Here is an 18,106-nt window from a genome sequence, read left to right on the forward strand (position 1 = left end):
GATCATCTGGCGGCGTCCTTCGGCTCGCAGCGCAACCGCCACCTCCGGCCCGTTGCGCGCTCGGTCGCGGCGAGCGGGATCGCGCTGGCGCCAACGTCGCTCTGCTTCTCGGGTGCCTTCGAGAAGGCGCCCTGCAGCCTCACCGCCATCGCCTCGACGCACGCGCTGCCTGGATCCAGGCGAAGCCGGAACTCGGCGCCGTCGACGGAGGGAGAGCCTCCGCCGACATCGAAGCTCGACGAGCCCTCCAGGCTCGTGTCGAGGAGCCAGCCATCCTGACCCGGCGCGCAGCGCTCGATCCGTGTATCCGCGAGGTCCTTGCGGCCGAGCGGTACGGCCTCGCCGAGCGCGCCGGTCTCGCGATCGATCGGGAGCACGTGCCAGGAGCCGGCGCGCACTCCAGGGTCGGGAGCCGCCGAGATGAGCAGGCCGACGCCGCCGCCCAGCGCACGCCGGACCAGGCGCGGAGGATCCACGCCGTAGCCCGTGCGGCCAGGGCGATAGTAGGTCGCCAGCTGCCGCGCGATCCCGAGGTCGGCGCGCCACAGCGCCACGACGTCATACGAGCCGCCGGGCGTCACGAAGAACCACGTCTCGCCGAGCCGCACGGCGCCGCTCGGAAACGGCCGGAGGAAATGGCCGGCGCGGCCTGCGCTGTCGCGCAACGGAAGGATCGGCAGCCCTTCAGAGGCTGCGAACAGGCTGCATCCGGCGCCCCGACACACGTGGGTCAGCGCGGCCCGTCCGCCAGGATCGAGGTACGCGCCCCAGGACGCCGCCCCCTGAGCCACCACCCCGAGCGCCTCGGCGGCCGACGCCTCATCCGACCAAGGCGACGCGCTCACGCCGCTGGAACGCACCCCGCCATCCGGGTCGAAGCGATCGTCGAAGCGGAGGAGCCAGCGCCCGGCGCGCGCCCAGTCTGCGCCTCGCTTGCCCCATGCGTAGGCGCGCATCGTCACGATGTCGTACGGAGCCCCGTTGTCGAGGCCGATCTCGTCGGCCCCGCGCTTGGGCGGCGGCGTGTTGCGGAAAGGAGCCCACGGCGACGTCGGTGTCTCCGTCGACGCCGAGCGCGTGACCGACGAGGCCGGGCGCGCTCGCTCGGCGCGCGCAGAAGGCGCGGCGAGAGGCTTGTCCGGCAGCGGTGGCGTCGAGGAGCCGAGGGCCTCGCAGCGCATCGCGATCGGGCTCCCCGCGCGGAGCGGCGTCTGGAGCACCGGCGGCGGCTTCGCCTCGGCGAGATCGTCCGGCAGCGCCGTCTTGCCCCAGCCGACCCGGATCCAGCCCCTGAAGACGCAGCCGACGGGGCCGCACGCGCGCGTCCTCGACACCGAGGTGCCGTCGTCCCGCTCCGGCAGATCGAGCGAGCGCCAGGTCATGCCGCCGTCCGTCGACTCGGCGGCGCGCTCGCCTTCTCCGAGGGAGAACGCGAACCGCCCAGACAGCAGCGCGCCCGTGCCGTCCTGGCGCGGCGCCCCCGCGGTCACCTTCCCGCTCTTCGCGTCGATCCGAACGCCCACGATCGGGCCGCCTGCCTCCACCCAGCCGCCGATGACGCCGGGCTCGCGCTCCTCGAACCCTTCGATCCACATGCCGCGCTGCAGATCGCGCGCGGTGCTGCGCGGCTTGGGCGGGAGGATCAGCGGGACGGTCGTCACGTCGCTCCCCTTGAGCAGCGTGAGCTGCCCCGACGCGTCCAGGCGAGGCGGCGAGAGGACGGCGATGCGGCCGTCGGACAGCGCGACGACGCGCTCGATGCCGACGTCTCGCGCGGGCGCGCGGACGTGGATCTCGCGGGCGCGCCCGTCGGCGGCGACGACGCAGTACGCACGCCCGGCGCGCACCGCGCTGTCCTCGCTGCAGGAGCCGCGGATCACCAGCGCGCCGTTGCCGCTCGCGACCACGAAGCGGGGCTCGTCGAAGCGCATCAGCCGGCGCATGCCGAGCGGCGGCTGGAAAGCGTACAGGGTCGTCGGCCCCTCGCGCTCGCCGCACACGAACCCGAACGACGCCCCCGCGCGGATCGCATGGCAGGCCGCCTCTCGCTCCGGATAGGCGTCGGGCGCGACGTCGATGACCGCCCCGTCGCGCAGCGAGACGCGCGCCAGGGCGCCGCCCCGAGCCACCACCGCCGTCGTGCTCGAGTCGGGCCACCCGTCCTCGACCGCGGCGCGGAGCGGGCGCCTCCCGAGAGGCCCCTGGGCGCGCGCCGGCGGCTCCTGCACGTCGTCGGAGGCCTCCAGCGTGCGGTACGTCACGCCGCCGCGCGCATCGACGGCGTAGAGCCCGCTCGCGGTCATGACGGCAGGATCGCCGCCGACGACGGCGACAGAGGTCGGCCGCGCGTCGATCTCGACCTCACGCCAGGTGGCCCCGGCGTCGAACGTGACGAGCAGGCCGCGCAGATCGGCCTCGACCAGGGCGCGCCATCCGTCAGCGAACGCGATCTGGCCGTACGTGCTCGCCGGTGGGAGCGGGCCGAGCGGCATCGCCGCGCCCGTCTGCGCGTCGATCGCGAGGAGCCGGTGGCTGTGCGAGAGCCGCGCGTAGAGGCGATCGAACCCCGCGAGGATCTCGTTCGCCTCCGACGGCAGCTGGACGAGCGGCTCGAGCGGGGCGAGCCACGCCTGGGCCCGCCAGAGCTGCGCGCTGCCGCGGTTCGAGGCGTGGAACAGGTACCCGCCGCCCAGGCGCGTCGGCAGCTTGAGCGAGGTGACCTGACCTGACGGCAACAGGTCGGCGGCGCGCTCGAGCGACCCATCGTCGTGCGCGATGACGCGCATGCGATCGATGAGCACCCGCCTGGCCCCCGCCTCGCTGGCCACCACGCCGCGCTCTCCGACGAGATCCGGGAGCAGCCGCGATGGAGTGACCATGGTCACGAGCGCCCCCTGCGAGGATCGCCCGCCCGGAGCCGGGCGAGACGCTTGCCCGGAAGCGCTGCGATCGCTCGACGCCGGTCCTCCGGAGGGCGCCATCGCCGCCTGTCCACCGCACCCTGCCGCGCTCGCGCAAAGGAGCAGCGCCATCGCGGAGCGCCGCGCCGCGCCCGGCATCCGCCGAAGAACCGGCGCGCGCAGCCGCCCGTCGGGCTCACTCATGACGGACGATGCTAGCGCGGCGATCCAGGCGCCGCACCGTCCTTGCGGGCGCCCACGCCAAGGTTCAGCCGCGGCTCGCGCCGTGCGTGTCTGCAGCGGCTGGCTCACGCCGGTCGCGCATCGCACGCCCACCGCCGGAGCAGCCGCTGCACGCGCGGCTCCGGCGGTGAGGATCTCCGCTCACCGATCGGACGACGGCCGACGCGCGTTCACTTGCCCTTTGCGGAGCACTGCATCGCGCACATCAGATCGCCGACCGCGCACCCGCAGCCGCCGCGCTTCGCGGGGGCTGGAGCGGCCGGCGCCGGGGCGGCCGCAGCAGGCGCCTGCTTGCCTGCGGTGCTGCCACCGGTGCTCGGTCGCGTCGAGGGCTTCGTGCTCGGACGGGCCCCTGCTGCCGTCGGCGCGGCGCTCGGCGCGGCGCTCGCGACCGGCTCTGCCGTCGCGGACGCCGACGCCGTGGCCGACGCGGTGGGCTCGGGCGCCGGCGCCGTGTCGAGGGGCGCCGGCGTCGCCGGCGCGGCGGCCGTGGTCGGCGCGGTCTCGACCGCGGTGGGAACCGGCGCGCTGCCGCCGCCCTTCATCAGGAAGAAGACACCTGCGATCGCGATGCCCGCGATCGCGATGCCCGCGGCGATGATCAACGGGGCGCGGTTCTTGGAAGGGGCCTCGCCGACGTTCGGCGGCGCGACCGACGGCGCTCGCGCCGTGGTCACGATCGGCGCGCTGAGCTGGAACAGGCCGCCATCGTTGGCGACGATGCTCGCGACGGGCGACGGCGCTCGGACGCCAGCGCCCGACGCGAGGGCCTTCAGGTCGATGAGGCCGGAGTCGTCCGAAGCGCTGACGGCCGCCCGCGCCGGGGCCGGAGCGGCGGCCTTCGCCGTGAGGGCGCTCAGCGAGAACAGCATCGAGTTCTCGTCGCGCTGGCCAGGCGCGGCGCCGCTCTTGAAGAGCGGAGCGCTCGTGGCCACGTCGTCGGAGCTGGGCCGGTGCGCCTCGACGCCCGGGCTCGCGCCGAAGAGATCCTGCGTCGGACGCGCCGGATCGCGACGCACCGCCGCTGCTCGAGGAGGGGCCGCCGCGACCGACTCGACGCCCGGGGAGGTCTGCCCGAGGGCCGCTCCCCCGCTGGGCACGGACGTCGACGGCACCGGCGCCGCCTCCTGCGCGGCCACGGAGGCAGGAGCGCTGCCTGCATGCAGGGCCGCGACGATCATGTCGATCTGGCCGAGCGGCTGCCAGTCGGCCATGCCGTCCGCCCAGACGTACGTCTCGGCGTTGATCACCCCCGACTGGTAGCTCGTGACGATCTCGGCCAGCGCCATCGAGCGCTGATCGCCGTCCGCCACGTTGACCAGGTACGTCGTCCCGTCATTCGGAACGCTCGTGCCGGAGACCGGATCGGCGACCCCGCCGTTGGTCGTCACGCCCGAGCTGTTCACGAGGATCGTCGCGCCGCATTTGCGGCACTTGATCTTGACGGTTCTGCCTTGGACCTTCTCGTCCGAGACGGTGTATTTCGACTGACAGGACTGGCAGGTGATCTTCATTGGGGGCTGGCCCGCTGGGGTGTAGTGCCGGCGAGGCGTCGCGTAGAGTTTACCTTGATGCCGCGCCGGTGGCCCGCTCTCTGACGTGCCAGTCGCGCGTCTGATCTCGCAGCTCCGCTTTACGATAGCCGAGGTCGTCGTCCCTTCGTAAAGCACAAAGGGACGGACCGCCGACGGGACCGTTGTCGGGGCGCGGCGCAGCAGCGCGCAGGTCGGGCTCCGGAGTGCGACCAGCCCCCTGGCGGCGCGGCTCAGGAGCCCATCCGCGCTGGGAGGCGCCTCACACTCGACCCGCCCGCGCGCCCCGTAATTGCTGCGGTACTGCGAAGCTGCCGTGTGGCGGTGTGAGCTCGCGGCGCCGCCTCGCGGCGCAGAGCGGCAAGGAGGCTCCGTCAGGCGTCGCCGCGCGCGGAACCGAGCTCTTCCAGGACGGGCTCGTCGGTGACGACCGGCACCTCGTCGACCGGGTCTTGCGGCTCGGCGCTCTCGCTGTGCCCCTGGGCCTCGTGGCTCCCCACGTGCTCCCCGTACGCCTGCAGCTTCGAGTACAGGCCGCGGCGGCTGATCCCGAGCACGCGGGCGGCGCGCTGTTTGTTGCCGCGCACCGCCTCGAGGGTCAGCAGGATGAGCTTGCGCTCCGCGTCCGCCAGGCGCGTGCCGACCGGAAGGCGCAGCACGAGCGGGTGCTCGGCCGCTTCGCCGGTGTCCCGCGACGGCTCGGCCTCGTGCGTGCCCGCCTCCCCAGGCCTCCGCGGCATCGAGGCTGGGCTGATGGAGGACGGCACAGGCTGCGCGCCGACGTGCGACGGCACGGGCTCGGAGGGGACCACCAGGTCGGCGGCATGAACGATCGGCACCGAGAGCGGCTCGGCCGGCTCGGCAGGGACGACCGGCGCCGCCACCCTCGCCGACGGGATGCTGTCATAGGAACGCCGGCCCGAGCGCCGCTCGATCCGGCCCTGGCCGAGCTGGACGTCGTTGGCCGAGACCAGCTCGTTCGAGGCGAAGAGCGCCGTCTGCTCGATGACGTTGCGCAGCTCGCGGACGTTGCCCGGCCAGTCGTGCTCGGTCAGCCGCTCGACGGCGGCGTCCGAGAGGCGGCGGGCCGGGGTGCCGTAGCGCTTGGCGAACTTCAGCAGGAAGCGCTCGGCGATGGGCAGGATGTCCTCCCTGCGCTCGCGCAGCGGGGGCAGCGTCACCGTGAACACGTTGAGCCGGTAGTAGAGGTCCTCGCGGAAGACGCAGTCGTCCACGAGGTCGAGCAGGTCCTTGTTCGTGGCGGCGACGACGCGGACGTCGGCCTCGATCTCCTTGCGGCCGCCGACGCGCGTGAACCGGTACGTCTCGAGCACGCGGAGGAGGCTGACCTGCACGGCGGCGTCCATCGTGCCCACCTCGTCGAGGAAGACGGTGCCGCCCGCCGCCGCCTCGAACTTGCCCTCCGCGGCGGCGAACGCGCCGGTGAACGAGCCCTTCTCGTGGCCGAAGAGCTCGCTGCCGATGAGCTCGCGCGGGATCGCGCCCGTGTGGACCGGCACGAACGGACCCCCGCGGCGGCGGCTCCGGTTGTGGATGGCACGCGCGACGAGCTCCTTGCCCGTGCCGCTCTCGCCGACGATGAGCACGGGGGCCATCGTCGCGGCGACGCGATCGATGCGGGTGAAGACCTCCCGCATCCGCGGCGAACCGCCGATCATCCCCTCGAACACGAGCTGCCCATGGAGGGGATCGTCGTCGTCGAACTCGGTCGGCGGCGACGAGAGGAGCTCGCGCACGAGCAGCACGAGGCGCGCCGGATCGAGCGGCTTCTGGAGGTAGTCGGCCGCTCCCAGCTTGAGCGCGTCGACGGCGCTCGTGATCGACGCCGCGCCGGTGACCATGACCACGTGGGGCGGCGGCGCCTTCGGCTCGGGCCCCTCGAGCTCGCCGGGCGAGAGCCGGCGCATCAGATCGACCCCCGTCATGCCTGGCAGGTTGAGATCCGTGACGAGCACGTCAGCCGGCGTCCGCTGGTGGATCTCGAGCGCTTGCTCGCCGCTCGACGCAACGACGACGTCGAGCCCTTCGTGGCGCAGCACCGCCTCGAGGATGGCCGCCTGGTCGGGCTCGTCCTCGACGAGGAGCACACGGCCGTGATGGCTGTGGCTCCGATGCGGCGAGCGCGCTTGTCCGCGCGGAATTGCAGCTGAAACTGCGTTCGGTCCCAAAGCTTCCCTCCCAGCTCGGCGGACGGACGGCTCGGCCCCGTGCGAGTTGAAACGTGCCGTTAAACTTGTACCTCGCGGGGGCCTCGTATCAACTCGGGAGTTGCCTCCTTCTCGGGTGCAAAGTCCCCCTCACATACCGTCTGCGACATGCCGTGCCTGCCCGACGGATGTGGCGCCCCTGGCTCACTGACGCCTGTGGTGACACGCCGCCGCGCGCCTCACCAGCGCTCGATGATGCCGCATGCGATGCGATCGGCCAGCGCCATGCACGTAAGCATCGGATTCACGGCGGGACTTCCAGGAAAGATGCTCGTGTCAGCGACGTACACATTGTCCAGATCGTGGCAGCGCCCCTCCTCATCGACCACCCCGTCCCGCGGGCGCCTCGACATCCGCGCCGTACCGAAGGCGTGATTCGCCGCGGTGATCGTGTCGCGCCCGTCGAGCCGTTTGCTCTTCAGGATCTCGGCTTCTTTCGGCGACGTCAGCTCGTCGGGCACGCCGTGCAGCCCGGGCAGTATCGACGAGGCCCCCGCCGCCCAGCAGATGTCGGACAAGATGCCGAGACCGCGCTGGATCTTCTCGACGTCGCGCGGCGCGTAGTCGAATCGCACATCAGGGTCCCAGCTGCCGCGCTTCGGACGCACCGTCCCCCGCGACTGCTCGGCTGCGATGATGACGTCGAACGGCGCCATCCGGTTGTATGTCCGGAGATGGCGCTGGTAGTCGTGCCCGAGGCCGGGAAACCGCGCGGCGAGCACGGCCGGAGGTGACCAGAGGACCTCCAGCTTGATCCCTTGCTCGATGAAGTGGAGCGAGTGATAGCCCTGGGTCGCGCCCTCCCATGGATCGATGGGCTCCGGGAACACCGCCATGATGGCGAGCCCCGGGTGGAGCTGCAGCTCGTTGCCCACGTAGCCGCTCGAGCCGGCGGCGCCGCTGCGGAGCAGGATGAGCGGGGTCGCCATGCAGCCGGCCGCGAGCACGACGAGCTCCGCCCGTATCTCGACGGGCGCCCCCTCGCGCCAGGTGAAGGGCTCGATCGTGCGCCCGCGCATCCCGGCGGCGCGCCTGCCGGAGAGCAGCAGGCGCTCGGCGCGCACGCTGGTGAAGACGCGCGCGCCCGCCCGGATCGCGGCGGGGACGTACGAGACGTCGGTCGACATCTTTGCGCGGTTGCGACACCCCGTGAAGCATTCGCCCGAGCCGCGGCAGCCGCGCACGTTGCGGTGGGTCGGCTCGCTCGACAGCCCCAGCGCGTCGCAGCCGCGCTTGAAGCGCAGGTTGCGCTCGCCCTGCACCTCCATCGGCGTGGGCGAGACGCCGAGCAGGCGCTCGACGCGATCGTAGTGGGGCAGCAGCGCGTCCAGGGTGAGCGAGGACGCGCCGGTCCGCTCTGCCCACTTGTCGAACACCCAGGCGGGCGAGCGCGCGCAGATGGCCGAGTTGACGACCGAGCCACCCCCGAGCGCGATCGCCTGCATGGTCGGGATGAGCATGCGCCCGCGGGCGGCGCGCATCCCGCCCTCGCGCAGCGTGCGCGCGAGCGACTCGCCCGCCTCCTGGCGGAAATCCTCCACCCCGAACGGCGGCCCCTCCTCGACGAGGATCACGTCGCGCCCCGCCTCGGCGAGCTCCTTGGCGACGACCGCGCCGCCCGGACCCGAGCCGACGACGAGCACCTCGCACGACGCCCGCACCTCGCCCTCGTAGTCGGCGAACACCTTCACCTGCGAGCGCGGCTCGCCGGGCGCGAGCGGCTCCACCGCGCCCCTCGCTCGGAGCGTCGCGTCGGAGAGCGAGCGCCGCTCGCGGCCCGCGGCGCGAGGCGGCTCCGGGAGGACGGGGAGCTTCACGCCGTCACCCCCGGCGCGAGCGACGGGGGCGCCGCGGCGGCGGGCTCCCCCGCCGCTCTCCCGGCGGCGCGGCGCTCGAAGGGCGTGGCGCAGCAGGCGACGCCGATCGCGCCGGCGACCTTCTCGTTCGCGAGATACCCCATCGAGAGCATCGTCCGCAGCGAGAGGAACGTCACCCGCCGGAGGTAGATGCAGCTCTGCGCCATCGACGCGAGCACCGCGATGCGATCGGCCTGCGGGAGGCGCGTGAAGCGCGCGCGGCGCGGCCCGAAGACCCAGGGCGAGAGCTCGACGAAGTGGAACAGCAGCCGCAGGTAGGGCCGGAGAGGCCGCGGTGTGCGCGCGACGTAGCGGTCCACGTACTCGACCAGCCCGGCCTCCGTGCCGGAGACCGGGATCGGGCCCCCGGCCGGGAACAGGGCGTCAGCGCAGGCCGCCACGATGGCCCGCTCCTTCACGGACAGCGCGGAAGGGGGCGCACCGGGGGCCGACGCCCTGCGCACGAGGAAGACGGCGGCGAGGGCGAGCGCCGCCAGGAGAACGACGGGACCGATCACGGGCAGGTGCGCAACGAGCTCGCTCATCACTCGACTCCTTCCTTGTCAGCACGGGAAGCCGCCGCCGTGGCTGCCTCGACAGCGTAGCCCTACAGTCAGAGTGCGCAATTTCGTTCGCACTGCGTCCGGGTGTTCGCACACCATCCTGTCCCGATTTACGCAGCTCGACGTTGTGGCTGTGACAATCGGGGTATGGTCGGCACCCGATGAGCGGCGACCCCGTGACGGCAGTGGAGAGGAGCGAGGAAGTGGGGCACGACGAGTCCCTCGAAGGCGACGAGCTGTCGGGAGCCGAGCGCCACAGCGCACCGGCGCGCGATCTTCGAACCTGGCTCGCTGGCGCTCCCCTCCCCGCCTCGCTGGCGCTCACGCTCGGGCTGCTCGCGCCGATGGTGATCACGATCGCGGCTGCGCTCCGCGTCGCGAGCTTCACGATCGACGACGCGTACATCTCGTTCCGGTACGCGGAGAACCTCGCGAACGGAAACGGGCTCGTTTACAACGTGGGCGAGCGCGTCGAGGGCTACACGAACTTCCTCTGGACGGTGCTCCTCGCCGCGGCGGTGAAGCTCGGCGCGGCGCCGGCGGCGGCGTCGAAGGTGCTCGGCGCCGCGTGCGCCGCAGGTGCGCTCGTCCCGACCTACCTCCTCTCCCGGCGGCTGCGTCCGTTCTCGAACGTGCCCTGCCTCGCGACGTGGCTGCTCGCGATGAGCGTCCTCTTCTCCGGCTACGCGGTGTTCGGGCTGGAGACGCCGCTGTTCCTCCTGCTCACGCTCGCCGGGACCGAGCTCTTCTTCCGCGAAGAAGACGCCGCCAGCGACGACAGCGGCGCTCGACCCGCGCGCGTCTTCTCCTGGTTCCCCTGGTTCCCCTGGTTCCCCTGGTCCGGCGCGGTGTTCGCGCTCGCCGCGCTCACCCGCCCGGAGGCGCCGCTGTTCCTCGGGCTGCTCGTCGTCTGGCACTCGGAGCAGGCGCTCTCGCGCCGGAGCGTGCTGCGCCTGGTCGCGTTCGCGCTCCCGGTCGCCGCGCACCTCGTGTGGCGGCACAGCTACTACGGCGCGTGGCTCCCGAACACGCTCGCCGCGAAGACGGGCGACTTCGCGCAGCAGATCCAGGGCGGGGGCGACTACGTCCGCAAGTACGCGCAGCACGCCGGCGCCTTCCTGTGGCTCGGGATCCTCTCGGTCGCCTCATCCATCGTCCACCGGCGCCGGAGCGGCCTCGCGATCGCGTCGATCGCGCTGCTGTTCGGCGTGTACGTCGTCGCGGTGGGCGGCGACTGGATGCCTTACTTCCGGTTCCTCGCGCCCGCGGAGCCGTTCGCGTTCCTGCTCGCCGACGACGCGGTCCGCGCGATCGCCGCGCGCCGCGAGCGCGTCGCGTCGCTCGCGATCGCGGCGTTCGGCGCGATCACGATCGCGACCCGCGCCGGCGAGCTCGTGCGGGCCCAGCGGAACCTCCTCGTCAACGACAAGGGCTTCTGGGACGACGCCGCAGGGCGCTCCGCGGAGTGGCTCGTCAAGAACGCGGAGCCTGGCCCCATCGCGCTCGCCGACATCGGCTACGTCGGTTACCGCACCGGCTTCCCGGTCGTGGACATGCTCGGGCTGCTCAGCCCCGAGGTCTCCCGCCTGCCGGGCGCATACACGCACAAGGTCGGGGCCGGCTACACCGACGCGATCTTCGCGAAGAACCCGCGTTACTTCTTGCTCATCTCCGCCGGGATCGACTGCAAGACCCCGACGGTGCCCTCCTCCCGCGCCTCGTACGACGACCCCAGGTTCAAGGCGGACTACAGGCTCCGCCAGGTCATCGCGCTCCGGAAGGGCGGCGCCTGGTGCATCTACGGGAAGGACTCGTATCCCTGACGATCGCGCCGACGAAGCGCGCGCATCGCCGGAGCGCGCGCCGCATCTCGCGCTCCGCCTCGCGGCCGCTTCGCTCCGCGCCTCACGTCCGCGCCGGCGCTCCTCCTCGCTCCGCTTCCGCGTCGGCCGCGCGGGCCGCCCAGAAGGCGCGCACGTCCTCGATGCGGTCGGTCCGGCGTGCGTCGGGCAAGCTGTCGAGCAGCACGCGGCCGTAGCCGCGCGTGCGGATCCTCCGGTCCAGGATCGCGACGATGCCGCGATCGGTGCGCGCGCGGATCAGCCGGCCGAAGCCCTGCTTCAAGGTGATCGCGGCCTGAGGCACGCTGTACGCGATGAACGGGTTGCCGCCGCCCTGCTCGATCGCCGTGCACCGGGCCGCGACGACCGGATCGGTCGGCACCGCGAACGGGAGCTTCTCGATGATCACGAGGCGCAGGGCCTCGCCGGGGACGTCCACCCCTTCCCAGAAGCTCATCGTCGCGACGAGCACCGCGTGCCGCTCCGCGCGGAAGCGGCGGAGCAGCGCGCCCTTCGGCGCGTCCCCCTGCACGAGCAGCGGAGCCTGCCGCCCCGGAGCACCGCCGTCCGCCCGGGCCACCGCCGCGGCGCGCCCGAGCCGGACGCGGAGGGCCGCGGCGAGCGCGTTCATGGCGCGGATCGACGTGCAGAGGAGGAACGCGCCGCCGCCCGTGATGCCGATGAGCTCGGCCGCGCGATCGGCGGCTCGCTCGACGAACGCCGCGTCGGTCGCCTCGGGGAGGTCGCGCGGCGTGTAGAGCAGCGCGGCGGTCGGGTAGTCGAAGGGCGAAGGGACCTCGAGCTCGTCGACAGGGACCGACACGTCCTCGTCGAGGCCCATCCGCGAGCGGAGGAAGCGGAACCCCGCCCCGGCGGAGCCGCCCGTCGTCAGCGTGGCGCTCGTCAGCACCACGGCGCCGATCCGCTCGAAGACGTGCTCGCGCAGCATGTCCCCGAGATCGACCGGCGACGCGCCGAACGAGACGGCGCGGCCGCGCACCTCGACCCACGTGACCTGGTTCGTCGCGGGGTCGACGATCCGCGCCGCGTCGTCCCGCAGCTGCGCGGCGCGGTTGCCGACGAGCTGCACCGCCTCGCTGATCGCGTTCGCGCTCCCGTACGCCGCGAGCGCCTCGAGGTGGTCGTCGAGGCGGTGGTACGCGTCGAGCAGCTCGCCGGACCAGGCGTCCCTCGCGAGCGGGCTCCGGGCTTCGCCGCGATCCCCGCTCCCGGCGGCGCCGCCCAGCGAGGCGAGCCGATCGAAGAGCGCGTCCGCGGACTCGCGCACCACGGCCGTGATCGCCGTCCCCTCGCCCCGCCCGAGGATGCGATCGGCGAGGCCCGACGCGATGAAGGCCCGATCGGCGTCGCGCAGCATCGAGTCGACCCGCGCGCGAGAGACGCGGACGCCGAAGAAGCCCGTCGCGATGTCCTCGAGCTGGTGCGCCTCGTCGAAGATGACCGCGTCGTACGGCGGGAGCGCGCCGGCGCCGGCGAAGCCGCGGCGCGCTCCGGCGATCTTCAGCGCGAGATCCGCGAAGAAGAGGTGGTGGTTGACGACGAGGAGGCGCGCCGCCTCGCTGTCGCGCTTCATCCGCGTGACGAAGCACCTCTCGAAGTACTCGCACGAGGCGCCGAGGCGCGTCTCGCTCGACGACGCGACCTCTCGCCAGAGCGGATCCCCCTCGGCGAGGTGGGCGAGCTCCGCGACGTCGCCCATCTCGGTCTCCTGCGCCCACGCCTCGATCAGCGGCAGCGAGCGCCCCGCGATCCCGGCGCCCGCGCCAGGGCTGGTCCGGAGCTCGCTGAAGCGCCGCAGGCACAGGTAGTTGCCGAGCCCCTTCACCAGCGCCGCGCGCGGATCCAGCCGGAGGTGCTCGGCCACGAGCGGCAGGTCCTTCGTGTAGATCTGGTCCTCGAGCGCCTTCGTCGCGGTCGAGACGACGACCTTGCGACCGCTCAGGATCGCGGGCACCAGGTAGGCGAGCGTCTTGCCCGTCCCGGTGCCCGCCTCGCAGAGGAGGATGCGGTCCTCCGCGAGCGCCCGCTCGACGGCGCTCGCCATCGCCACCTGCCCCTGTCGGTCCTCGTACCCGTCCAGGCCGCGCGCGAACGGGCCCGACGGCCCGAGCAGGCTCGCGGCGCGGTCGAAGGGCATCGCGTACCGCTCAGCGCGGCAGAGCAGCCTTCTCCAGCGAGAGGGCGAACCCCACCTCGCTGACGGCGAGCTCGAGCGACGCCACGCGCTTCTCGAAGTGGACCTCGCACCACGTATCGAGCGTCCGCTCGGCGTCGCCGGGGTCGCGGACGTGGCGGAGGGCGGCCTCGACCTCGGTGTAGCCACGCGCCACGGCAGGCTCGGCCATCCCGCGCGCCCGCTCGAAGAGCTGCTCGTCCGCCACCCCCGGGAAGTCGTTGCGCTGGGCGCGCACGACGAACCCGACCCGCAGCGGCTCGGCGCCCACGACGATCCCCGAGTCCATGAGGAGGTTCTCCCGCACCCGCTCCGCGACCTGCACGGCGTCGCCCCGGGTGCGGTAGACCTCGAATCCGGCCTGGAGCAGGGCCTTCTTTATCTCCGCGGGTGTCGGCATCTTCCGCTGGTTTCCGGCTACCCCCAGCTATCAGCAGGAACATCCATCGCAAAATTGCGGGTGCCTCGTCAAGCCGACAGCGCCGACCACGTGTGGCGCTCTGGCGCGCCGGCGCGCCCCTGTGGGCTCAGGAGCTCGATCGCGGCGACCTCGAGGGGCCTCCTTCCAGGCCCCCCAGGCCGTCGATGCCCTTCCGATCCTCCAGACCATCGAGGAAACACACCCCGACGATCGATCCATCGGGCTCGTCCTGGACCCACATTATCCTACCTGGACGTGGGCTTCTACCGTCGAGCCAGACCGTTAGCTCGGTACCGGGATCGAGTGAATTTTCTATCACCACCCTGAGCCCGCCGACGCTCACGTTCAGCGTCCAGCCGGCGACGGCGCGCTCGCCGGTCTCCAGGCGTACCCGTTCGCTCAGCTCGCGGCGCGGGCTCCTGCGACGGTTGGCCAGGAGCTCAGGTGGAATCTGGAGTGACGGGGGTGTGAGGGTTCTGCGTCGAATCACGAAAGAAAATTACAAGCACACGCCGTGCCCGGGGACAGAAATGTGGGCTCCGGTCGATATTCAGCATGGACGGGAGCTGCGTCCTGCGCGGTGCACGAGGATGCGCCCCTTACGGCGGCCGCTCAGTGCGCCTCGGCGTGATCGGGCTGGTGGCCGGAGCCGTCGCTCGGCTCCTCGAAGACGGAGACGGGCTCGAGCAGGGACAGCTGCTCGCGCTTGATGCCTACGCCCTTGTCGGAGAAGAAGAGGTCGTTCTCCTGAAGCCGCGAACGCACACGGGCGATGAACAGGATAGGCATGCCCGCCTGCGTGTAACCAAGCTGCACGAGCGTGCCCTTCGGCCAGTTGCCGCCGTCGAACGCGAGCTCCTTGCGAAGCGTGTAGAACCCTTCGGCGGGGAGGCGCTGCAGGGAGTCCGCCCACGTCGTGCCCCGGAACGCGACGGCAGGGCCGTGGAAGTGCCAGCGGTTGTGAACGTTGTGGTCGGGCGTCGTGACCGTCGGCAGACCGTTGTCCGAGTGGTTGTGGAAGGAGACGATGGTGCCAGCAGGCACCTTGTCCTCGTGTCCGGGGAGCGGCTTTGTCGTCAGGTAGAGGCCGCAATCGGGGAGGTGTGACTTCGAGCTTGCCATGGCATGTGCCCCTAGCCTCGCTCCCGACCGCCGTAAAGACACGCCGTCGACGCCGTGCTATGCCGCGCCAGGCCAAGGCGGGAGGCCGCTCGAAGAGCGAGCGGCGCACGCCCCGGGAGCGAGCCCTTCGTGAACAGACTGAGCCAAATCTTCGGCGCCGCCATCGTCATCGCGATCGCCGTCGTCTTCATCGTCCAGTTCCGCCCGAGCACGGGCCCCGTGCAGTCGACCGGGAACACCTGTGCGGTCGAGGTCCGAGGCAGCTGCATCTCCTCGATCGACTTCAACGCGTCGAAGAACCTGCTCGCGATGCGGAGCGCCGACGAAAACCGCCTCCGGGCGATGGGTTACCGGCGGCTCACGGCGGAGGGGCTCTACGAGCGGTGGCTCCTCAACGAGGACGCGAAGCGCCTCGGGATCACCGTCTCGGACGACGAGCTCACGAACGAGCTCGTGGCTGGCAGGGTGCGTGTCTCGCTCCCGGCAGACAAGATCCGCCAGGTCGGTTACGCCCTCAGCCTCCGGGAAGACCTCATTCGCTACCTGGACGTCCGCAACCGGCAAACGAAGAAATTCGACAACAAGCAGTACGAGAAGCAGATCCGGAACATCACGAAGATGAGCCCCACGGACTTCCGCGAATACCAGCGGAAGGAGCTCATCGCCGCCCGGATGCGCGAGCTCATCCGGGCGCGGGTCCGGGTCGGCGAGAATGAGGCGTTCGAGCAGTTCTCGCGCGAGAAATCCACGAGGTCGCTCGCCTACGTGCGCTTCGACCGGCGCTTCTACAGCGACCTCATCGTGGACATGTCGGAGAAGGCGATCCAGGCCTGGGCCGACAACAACAAAGAAGAGCTCGACAAGGCCTGGGAGGGGCGGAAGGCGCAGTATCAGCCCGAGTGCCGCGTCGCTCGAGTCCTCGCGGTCGAGGTGAAGCCCGAGGAGGCCGAGCAGGGGCCGGAGGCGGGCAAGGCCGCCGCGAAGGCGCGGATCGAGGGCGCGGTCCAGCGCCTCAAGAAGGGCGAGAGCTTCGCCGACGTGGCCCGCAGCGCGAGCGACGATCCGAGCGCGGCGCGCGGCGGCGAGCTGGGATGCGTGGCCAAGGGGCGCCTGAGCAAGCCTGTCGAGGACAAGCTCTTCGAGATGAAGGCGGGCGATGTGTCGGACCTCATCGAGACCGAGGACGGCTTCCACGTGATCAAGCTCGAGCAGATCGCGAAGGACGCCGAGGCCGAGAAGATCGGCCGGCAAGAGACGGCGCGCGACCTCTACATCGCCCACGAGTCGGAGCGGCTCGCGGCCGAGGCCGCGAAGCAGGTGCTCGCCGCCGCCGCGGGCGGCAAGTCGCTGGAGGACGCGCTCGCCGCGTACATGGCCCAGCTCACGCCGGCGAATGCGAAGGAGAAGGAGAAGGCGAGCGCGAAGGAGGGTGGCCAGGCCGAGGCCGGGGAGGCGCGAGCTCCTTACACGATCGCGACGCACCCGAACCGGCCCACCGTCGAGACGAGCCTGCCGTTCAACGTCTCCGGCTCGCCCATCGCCGACGCGAGGGACAGCACCGAGGCCGCGCGCATCGCCTTCCAGCTCGACAAGCCGGGCGACCTGCCCAAGGACGTCGTGGCGCTGGCGAACGGTTATGCGGTGATCCAGCTCAAGGAGAAGACCTCTGCGAGCCAGGAGCAGTGGGACAAGGATCGCGAGTTCTACACGTCGGCCATGCGCGCCGCGAAGCAGAACGACGCGCTCATCGGGTACGTTCGCCGGCTGAAGTCGACGATCGGCAGCGAGGTGAAGTACGACCAGTACCTCCTCAAGGAGTCCAAGCCAGCCGAGGACGGCTCCGGCGAGCCGCCGCTGCCGCTCGAAGACGAGGGGGAATGACGTCGCTCCCGCTGCGTGACGCGCGCGACGTCGTCCTCTCGAACGGCCTCAAGGTCGTCCTCGTCCCGCAACCGCACGTCCACCGGGCGGTCGCCTCGCTCTACCTGCGCGTCGGCTCGCGGTTCGAGAGCCAGCAGAACAACGGGATCTCCCACTTCCTGGAGCACATGGTGTTCCGGGGGACGCCGACGCTGCCGACCGCGCACGCGCAGGCGCTCGCCTTCGAGCGCCTCGGGGGGACGCTCTACGCGGCGACCCACGTCGACCACGGCGTGATGAGCATCTCCGTGCCGCCGACGAACCTGGAGCCGGTGCTCGCCCTGCTCGGCGAGGTGACCACGTCGCCCCGCTTCACCGCGATCGAGGTCGAGCGCGGCATCGTGCGCGAGGAGATCCTCGAGGACCTCGACGACGAGGGGCGCGACATCGACGCGGACAACAACGCGCGCGCGCTCATGTACGAGCGACACCCGCTCGGGTTCACCATCACGGGCGACATCGAGGCGCTCGATCGCTTCGACGAGCCGATGCTGCGCGCCCACCACGCCCGGCACTACACGACGGCGAACGCGGTGCTCTGCCTTGCGGGGCGGCTCGATCCCGAGGCGTGCGCGCGGGCCGTCGAGCGGTACTTCGGCGCCATGCCGCGCGGCGAGCAGGTGCCCGCCGCGCCGCCGCCCAACGGGCAGAAGAAGCCGAGGTTCCGCTTCATCGAGAACCAGTCGAGCCAGACCGATCTGCGGATCGCGTTCCGTGGCGTGAGCGAGCGCGATCCGCGCGAGCCCGCCGTGGAGATGCTGCTCCGCGTCCTCGACGACGGCATGTCGACGCGGCTGTACGAGCGGATCTGCGATCGGCTGGGCCTCTGCTACGACGTGTCGGGGATGTTCGAGGCCTACGAGGACGACGGGGTCGTCGACATCGCCGCGGGCGTCCAGCACGACCGCGCGACCGTGGTGGTCCGGGAGATCTTCGCGTTGCTCCGCGAGCTCGCCGAGGTCGGCCCGCGCGAGGACGAGCTCGCCAAGGCGCGCGACCGCCACCTCTGGTCGGTGGAGGCGATGCTCGACGACGCCGAGGCGACCGCCGGCTTCCATGGGCTCGCCGCGCTCGCCGACATCACGCGCACCCCGGAGGCGCGGCACGAGGAGCTCGCCCGCGTCAGCGTCGCCGACGTGCGCGACGCCGCGCGCGCGCTGTTCCGGCCGGAGCGCCTCACCGTGGTGGCCGTGGGCCTGCTCCGCTCCTCGGAAGAGGCGAAGCTGGAGAAGGCCGTCCGCGCGTTCGGCTGACCCAGCGCGAGCCAGGCGCCGCGGCGCACCACG

At 72.0% G+C, this 18,106-nt stretch carries 12 protein-coding genes; 3 read left to right on the forward strand and 9 right to left on the reverse strand.

Annotated features, from left to right (window positions below):
• Window positions 1-2: 2 nt before the first annotated feature.
• The 5 genes from ACSRUE_RS32900 to ACSRUE_RS32920 all read right to left on the reverse strand — a co-directional run bounded on the left by ACSRUE_RS32900 (window position 3) and on the right by ACSRUE_RS32920 (window position 9,304).
• Window positions 3-3,104, reverse strand: a complete 3,102-nt coding sequence (locus ACSRUE_RS32900) for a hypothetical protein (RefSeq protein ID WP_441287051.1) — start codon at window positions 3,102-3,104, stop codon at window positions 3-5.
• 209 nt (window positions 3,105-3,313) lie between these two features.
• Window positions 3,314-4,657 carry a zinc-ribbon domain-containing protein gene (locus tag ACSRUE_RS32905; RefSeq protein ID WP_441287052.1) on the reverse strand — a complete coding sequence of 448 codons (1,344 nt, stop codon included), beginning with the start codon at window positions 4,655-4,657 and terminating at the stop codon, window positions 3,314-3,316.
• A 392-nt stretch (window positions 4,658-5,049) separates the two neighbouring features.
• Window positions 5,050-6,783 carry a sigma-54-dependent transcriptional regulator gene (locus ACSRUE_RS32910; RefSeq protein WP_437768173.1) on the reverse strand — a complete coding sequence of 578 codons (1,734 nt, stop codon included), beginning with the start codon at window positions 6,781-6,783 and terminating at the stop codon, window positions 5,050-5,052.
• A gap of 299 nt (window positions 6,784-7,082) precedes the next feature.
• Window positions 7,083-8,720 carry a GMC family oxidoreductase N-terminal domain-containing protein gene (locus ACSRUE_RS32915; RefSeq protein ID WP_441287053.1) on the reverse strand — a complete coding sequence of 546 codons (1,638 nt, stop codon included), beginning with the start codon at window positions 8,718-8,720 and terminating at the stop codon, window positions 7,083-7,085.
• On the reverse strand, window positions 8,717-9,304 hold the full coding sequence (locus ACSRUE_RS32920; RefSeq protein WP_441287054.1) for a gluconate 2-dehydrogenase subunit 3 family protein: 588 nt from the start codon (window positions 9,302-9,304) through the stop codon (window positions 8,717-8,719). Before ACSRUE_RS32920 ends, ACSRUE_RS32915 begins: the two co-directional genes overlap by 4 nt.
• A 179-nt stretch (window positions 9,305-9,483) precedes the next feature.
• Between ACSRUE_RS32920 and ACSRUE_RS32925 the strand changes: the two genes are divergently transcribed.
• On the forward strand, window positions 9,484-11,145 hold the full coding sequence (locus tag ACSRUE_RS32925) for a hypothetical protein (protein WP_441287055.1): 1,662 nt from the start codon (window positions 9,484-9,486) through the stop codon (window positions 11,143-11,145).
• 82 nt (window positions 11,146-11,227) lie between these two features.
• Here the strand turns inward: ACSRUE_RS32925 and ACSRUE_RS32930 are convergent, their stop codons facing one another.
• The 4 genes from ACSRUE_RS32930 to ACSRUE_RS32945 all read right to left on the reverse strand — a co-directional run bounded on the left by ACSRUE_RS32930 (window position 11,228) and on the right by ACSRUE_RS32945 (window position 14,900).
• Entirely contained in the window at window positions 11,228-13,321 is a 2,094-nt protein-coding gene (locus tag ACSRUE_RS32930; protein ID WP_441287056.1) for an ATP-dependent DNA helicase, read from the reverse strand.
• Between the two features lie 10 nt (window positions 13,322-13,331).
• A complete protein-coding gene (locus tag ACSRUE_RS32935; RefSeq protein ID WP_437768178.1) occupies window positions 13,332-13,757 on the reverse strand; it encodes a hypothetical protein in 426 nt (141 codons plus the stop codon).
• Window positions 13,758-13,884: 127 nt separating this feature from the next.
• On the reverse strand, window positions 13,885-14,268 hold the full coding sequence (locus ACSRUE_RS32940) for a PilZ domain-containing protein (protein ID WP_441287057.1): 384 nt from the start codon (window positions 14,266-14,268) through the stop codon (window positions 13,885-13,887).
• 122 nt (window positions 14,269-14,390) lie between these two features.
• Window positions 14,391-14,900 (reverse strand): hypothetical protein, encoded by a 510-nt coding sequence (locus ACSRUE_RS32945; RefSeq protein ID WP_437768180.1) that lies wholly within the window; start codon window positions 14,898-14,900, stop codon window positions 14,391-14,393.
• A 129-nt stretch (window positions 14,901-15,029) separates the two neighbouring features.
• Here ACSRUE_RS32945 and ACSRUE_RS32950 point away from each other — a divergent pair, with 129 nt between their 5' ends.
• A complete protein-coding gene (locus ACSRUE_RS32950) occupies window positions 15,030-16,781 on the forward strand; it encodes a peptidylprolyl isomerase (protein ID WP_441287058.1) in 1,752 nt (583 codons plus the stop codon).
• The gene (locus ACSRUE_RS32955) at window positions 16,778-18,073 is read left to right on the forward strand and encodes a M16 family metallopeptidase (protein ID WP_441287059.1); all 1,296 of its coding nucleotides are present in this window, start codon (window positions 16,778-16,780) and stop codon (window positions 18,071-18,073) included. Before ACSRUE_RS32950 ends, ACSRUE_RS32955 begins: the two co-directional genes overlap by 4 nt.
• Window positions 18,074-18,106: the final 33 nt, after the last annotated feature.

The sequence above is a fragment of the Sorangium sp. KYC3313 genome (assembly GCF_052075895.1).
In the GTDB taxonomy this organism is placed as follows: Bacteria; Myxococcota_A; Polyangia; order Polyangiales; family Polyangiaceae; genus Sorangium; species Sorangium cellulosum_B.

What these genes read in the sequence shown, in the direction of transcription:
- ACSRUE_RS32925 (WP_441287055.1), top strand. Translation starts at nt 9,484, where the DNA reads ATGAGCGGCGACCCCGTGACGGCAGTGGAGAGGAGCGAGGAAGTGGGG.
- ACSRUE_RS32935 (WP_437768178.1), bottom strand. Translation starts at nt 13,757, where the DNA reads ATGCCGACACCCGCGGAGATAAAGAAGGCCCTGCTCCAGGCCGGATTC.
- ACSRUE_RS32900 (WP_441287051.1), bottom strand. Translation starts at nt 3,104, where the DNA reads ATGAGTGAGCCCGACGGGCGGCTGCGCGCGCCGGTTCTTCGGCGGATG.
- ACSRUE_RS32930 (WP_441287056.1), bottom strand. Translation starts at nt 13,321, where the DNA reads ATGCCCTTCGACCGCGCCGCGAGCCTGCTCGGGCCGTCGGGCCCGTTC.
- ACSRUE_RS32905 (WP_441287052.1), bottom strand. Translation starts at nt 4,657, where the DNA reads ATGAAGATCACCTGCCAGTCCTGTCAGTCGAAATACACCGTCTCGGAC.
- ACSRUE_RS32945 (WP_437768180.1), bottom strand. Translation starts at nt 14,900, where the DNA reads ATGGCAAGCTCGAAGTCACACCTCCCCGATTGCGGCCTCTACCTGACG.
- ACSRUE_RS32920 (WP_441287054.1), bottom strand. Translation starts at nt 9,304, where the DNA reads ATGAGCGAGCTCGTTGCGCACCTGCCCGTGATCGGTCCCGTCGTTCTC.
- ACSRUE_RS32955 (WP_441287059.1), top strand. Translation starts at nt 16,778, where the DNA reads ATGACGTCGCTCCCGCTGCGTGACGCGCGCGACGTCGTCCTCTCGAAC.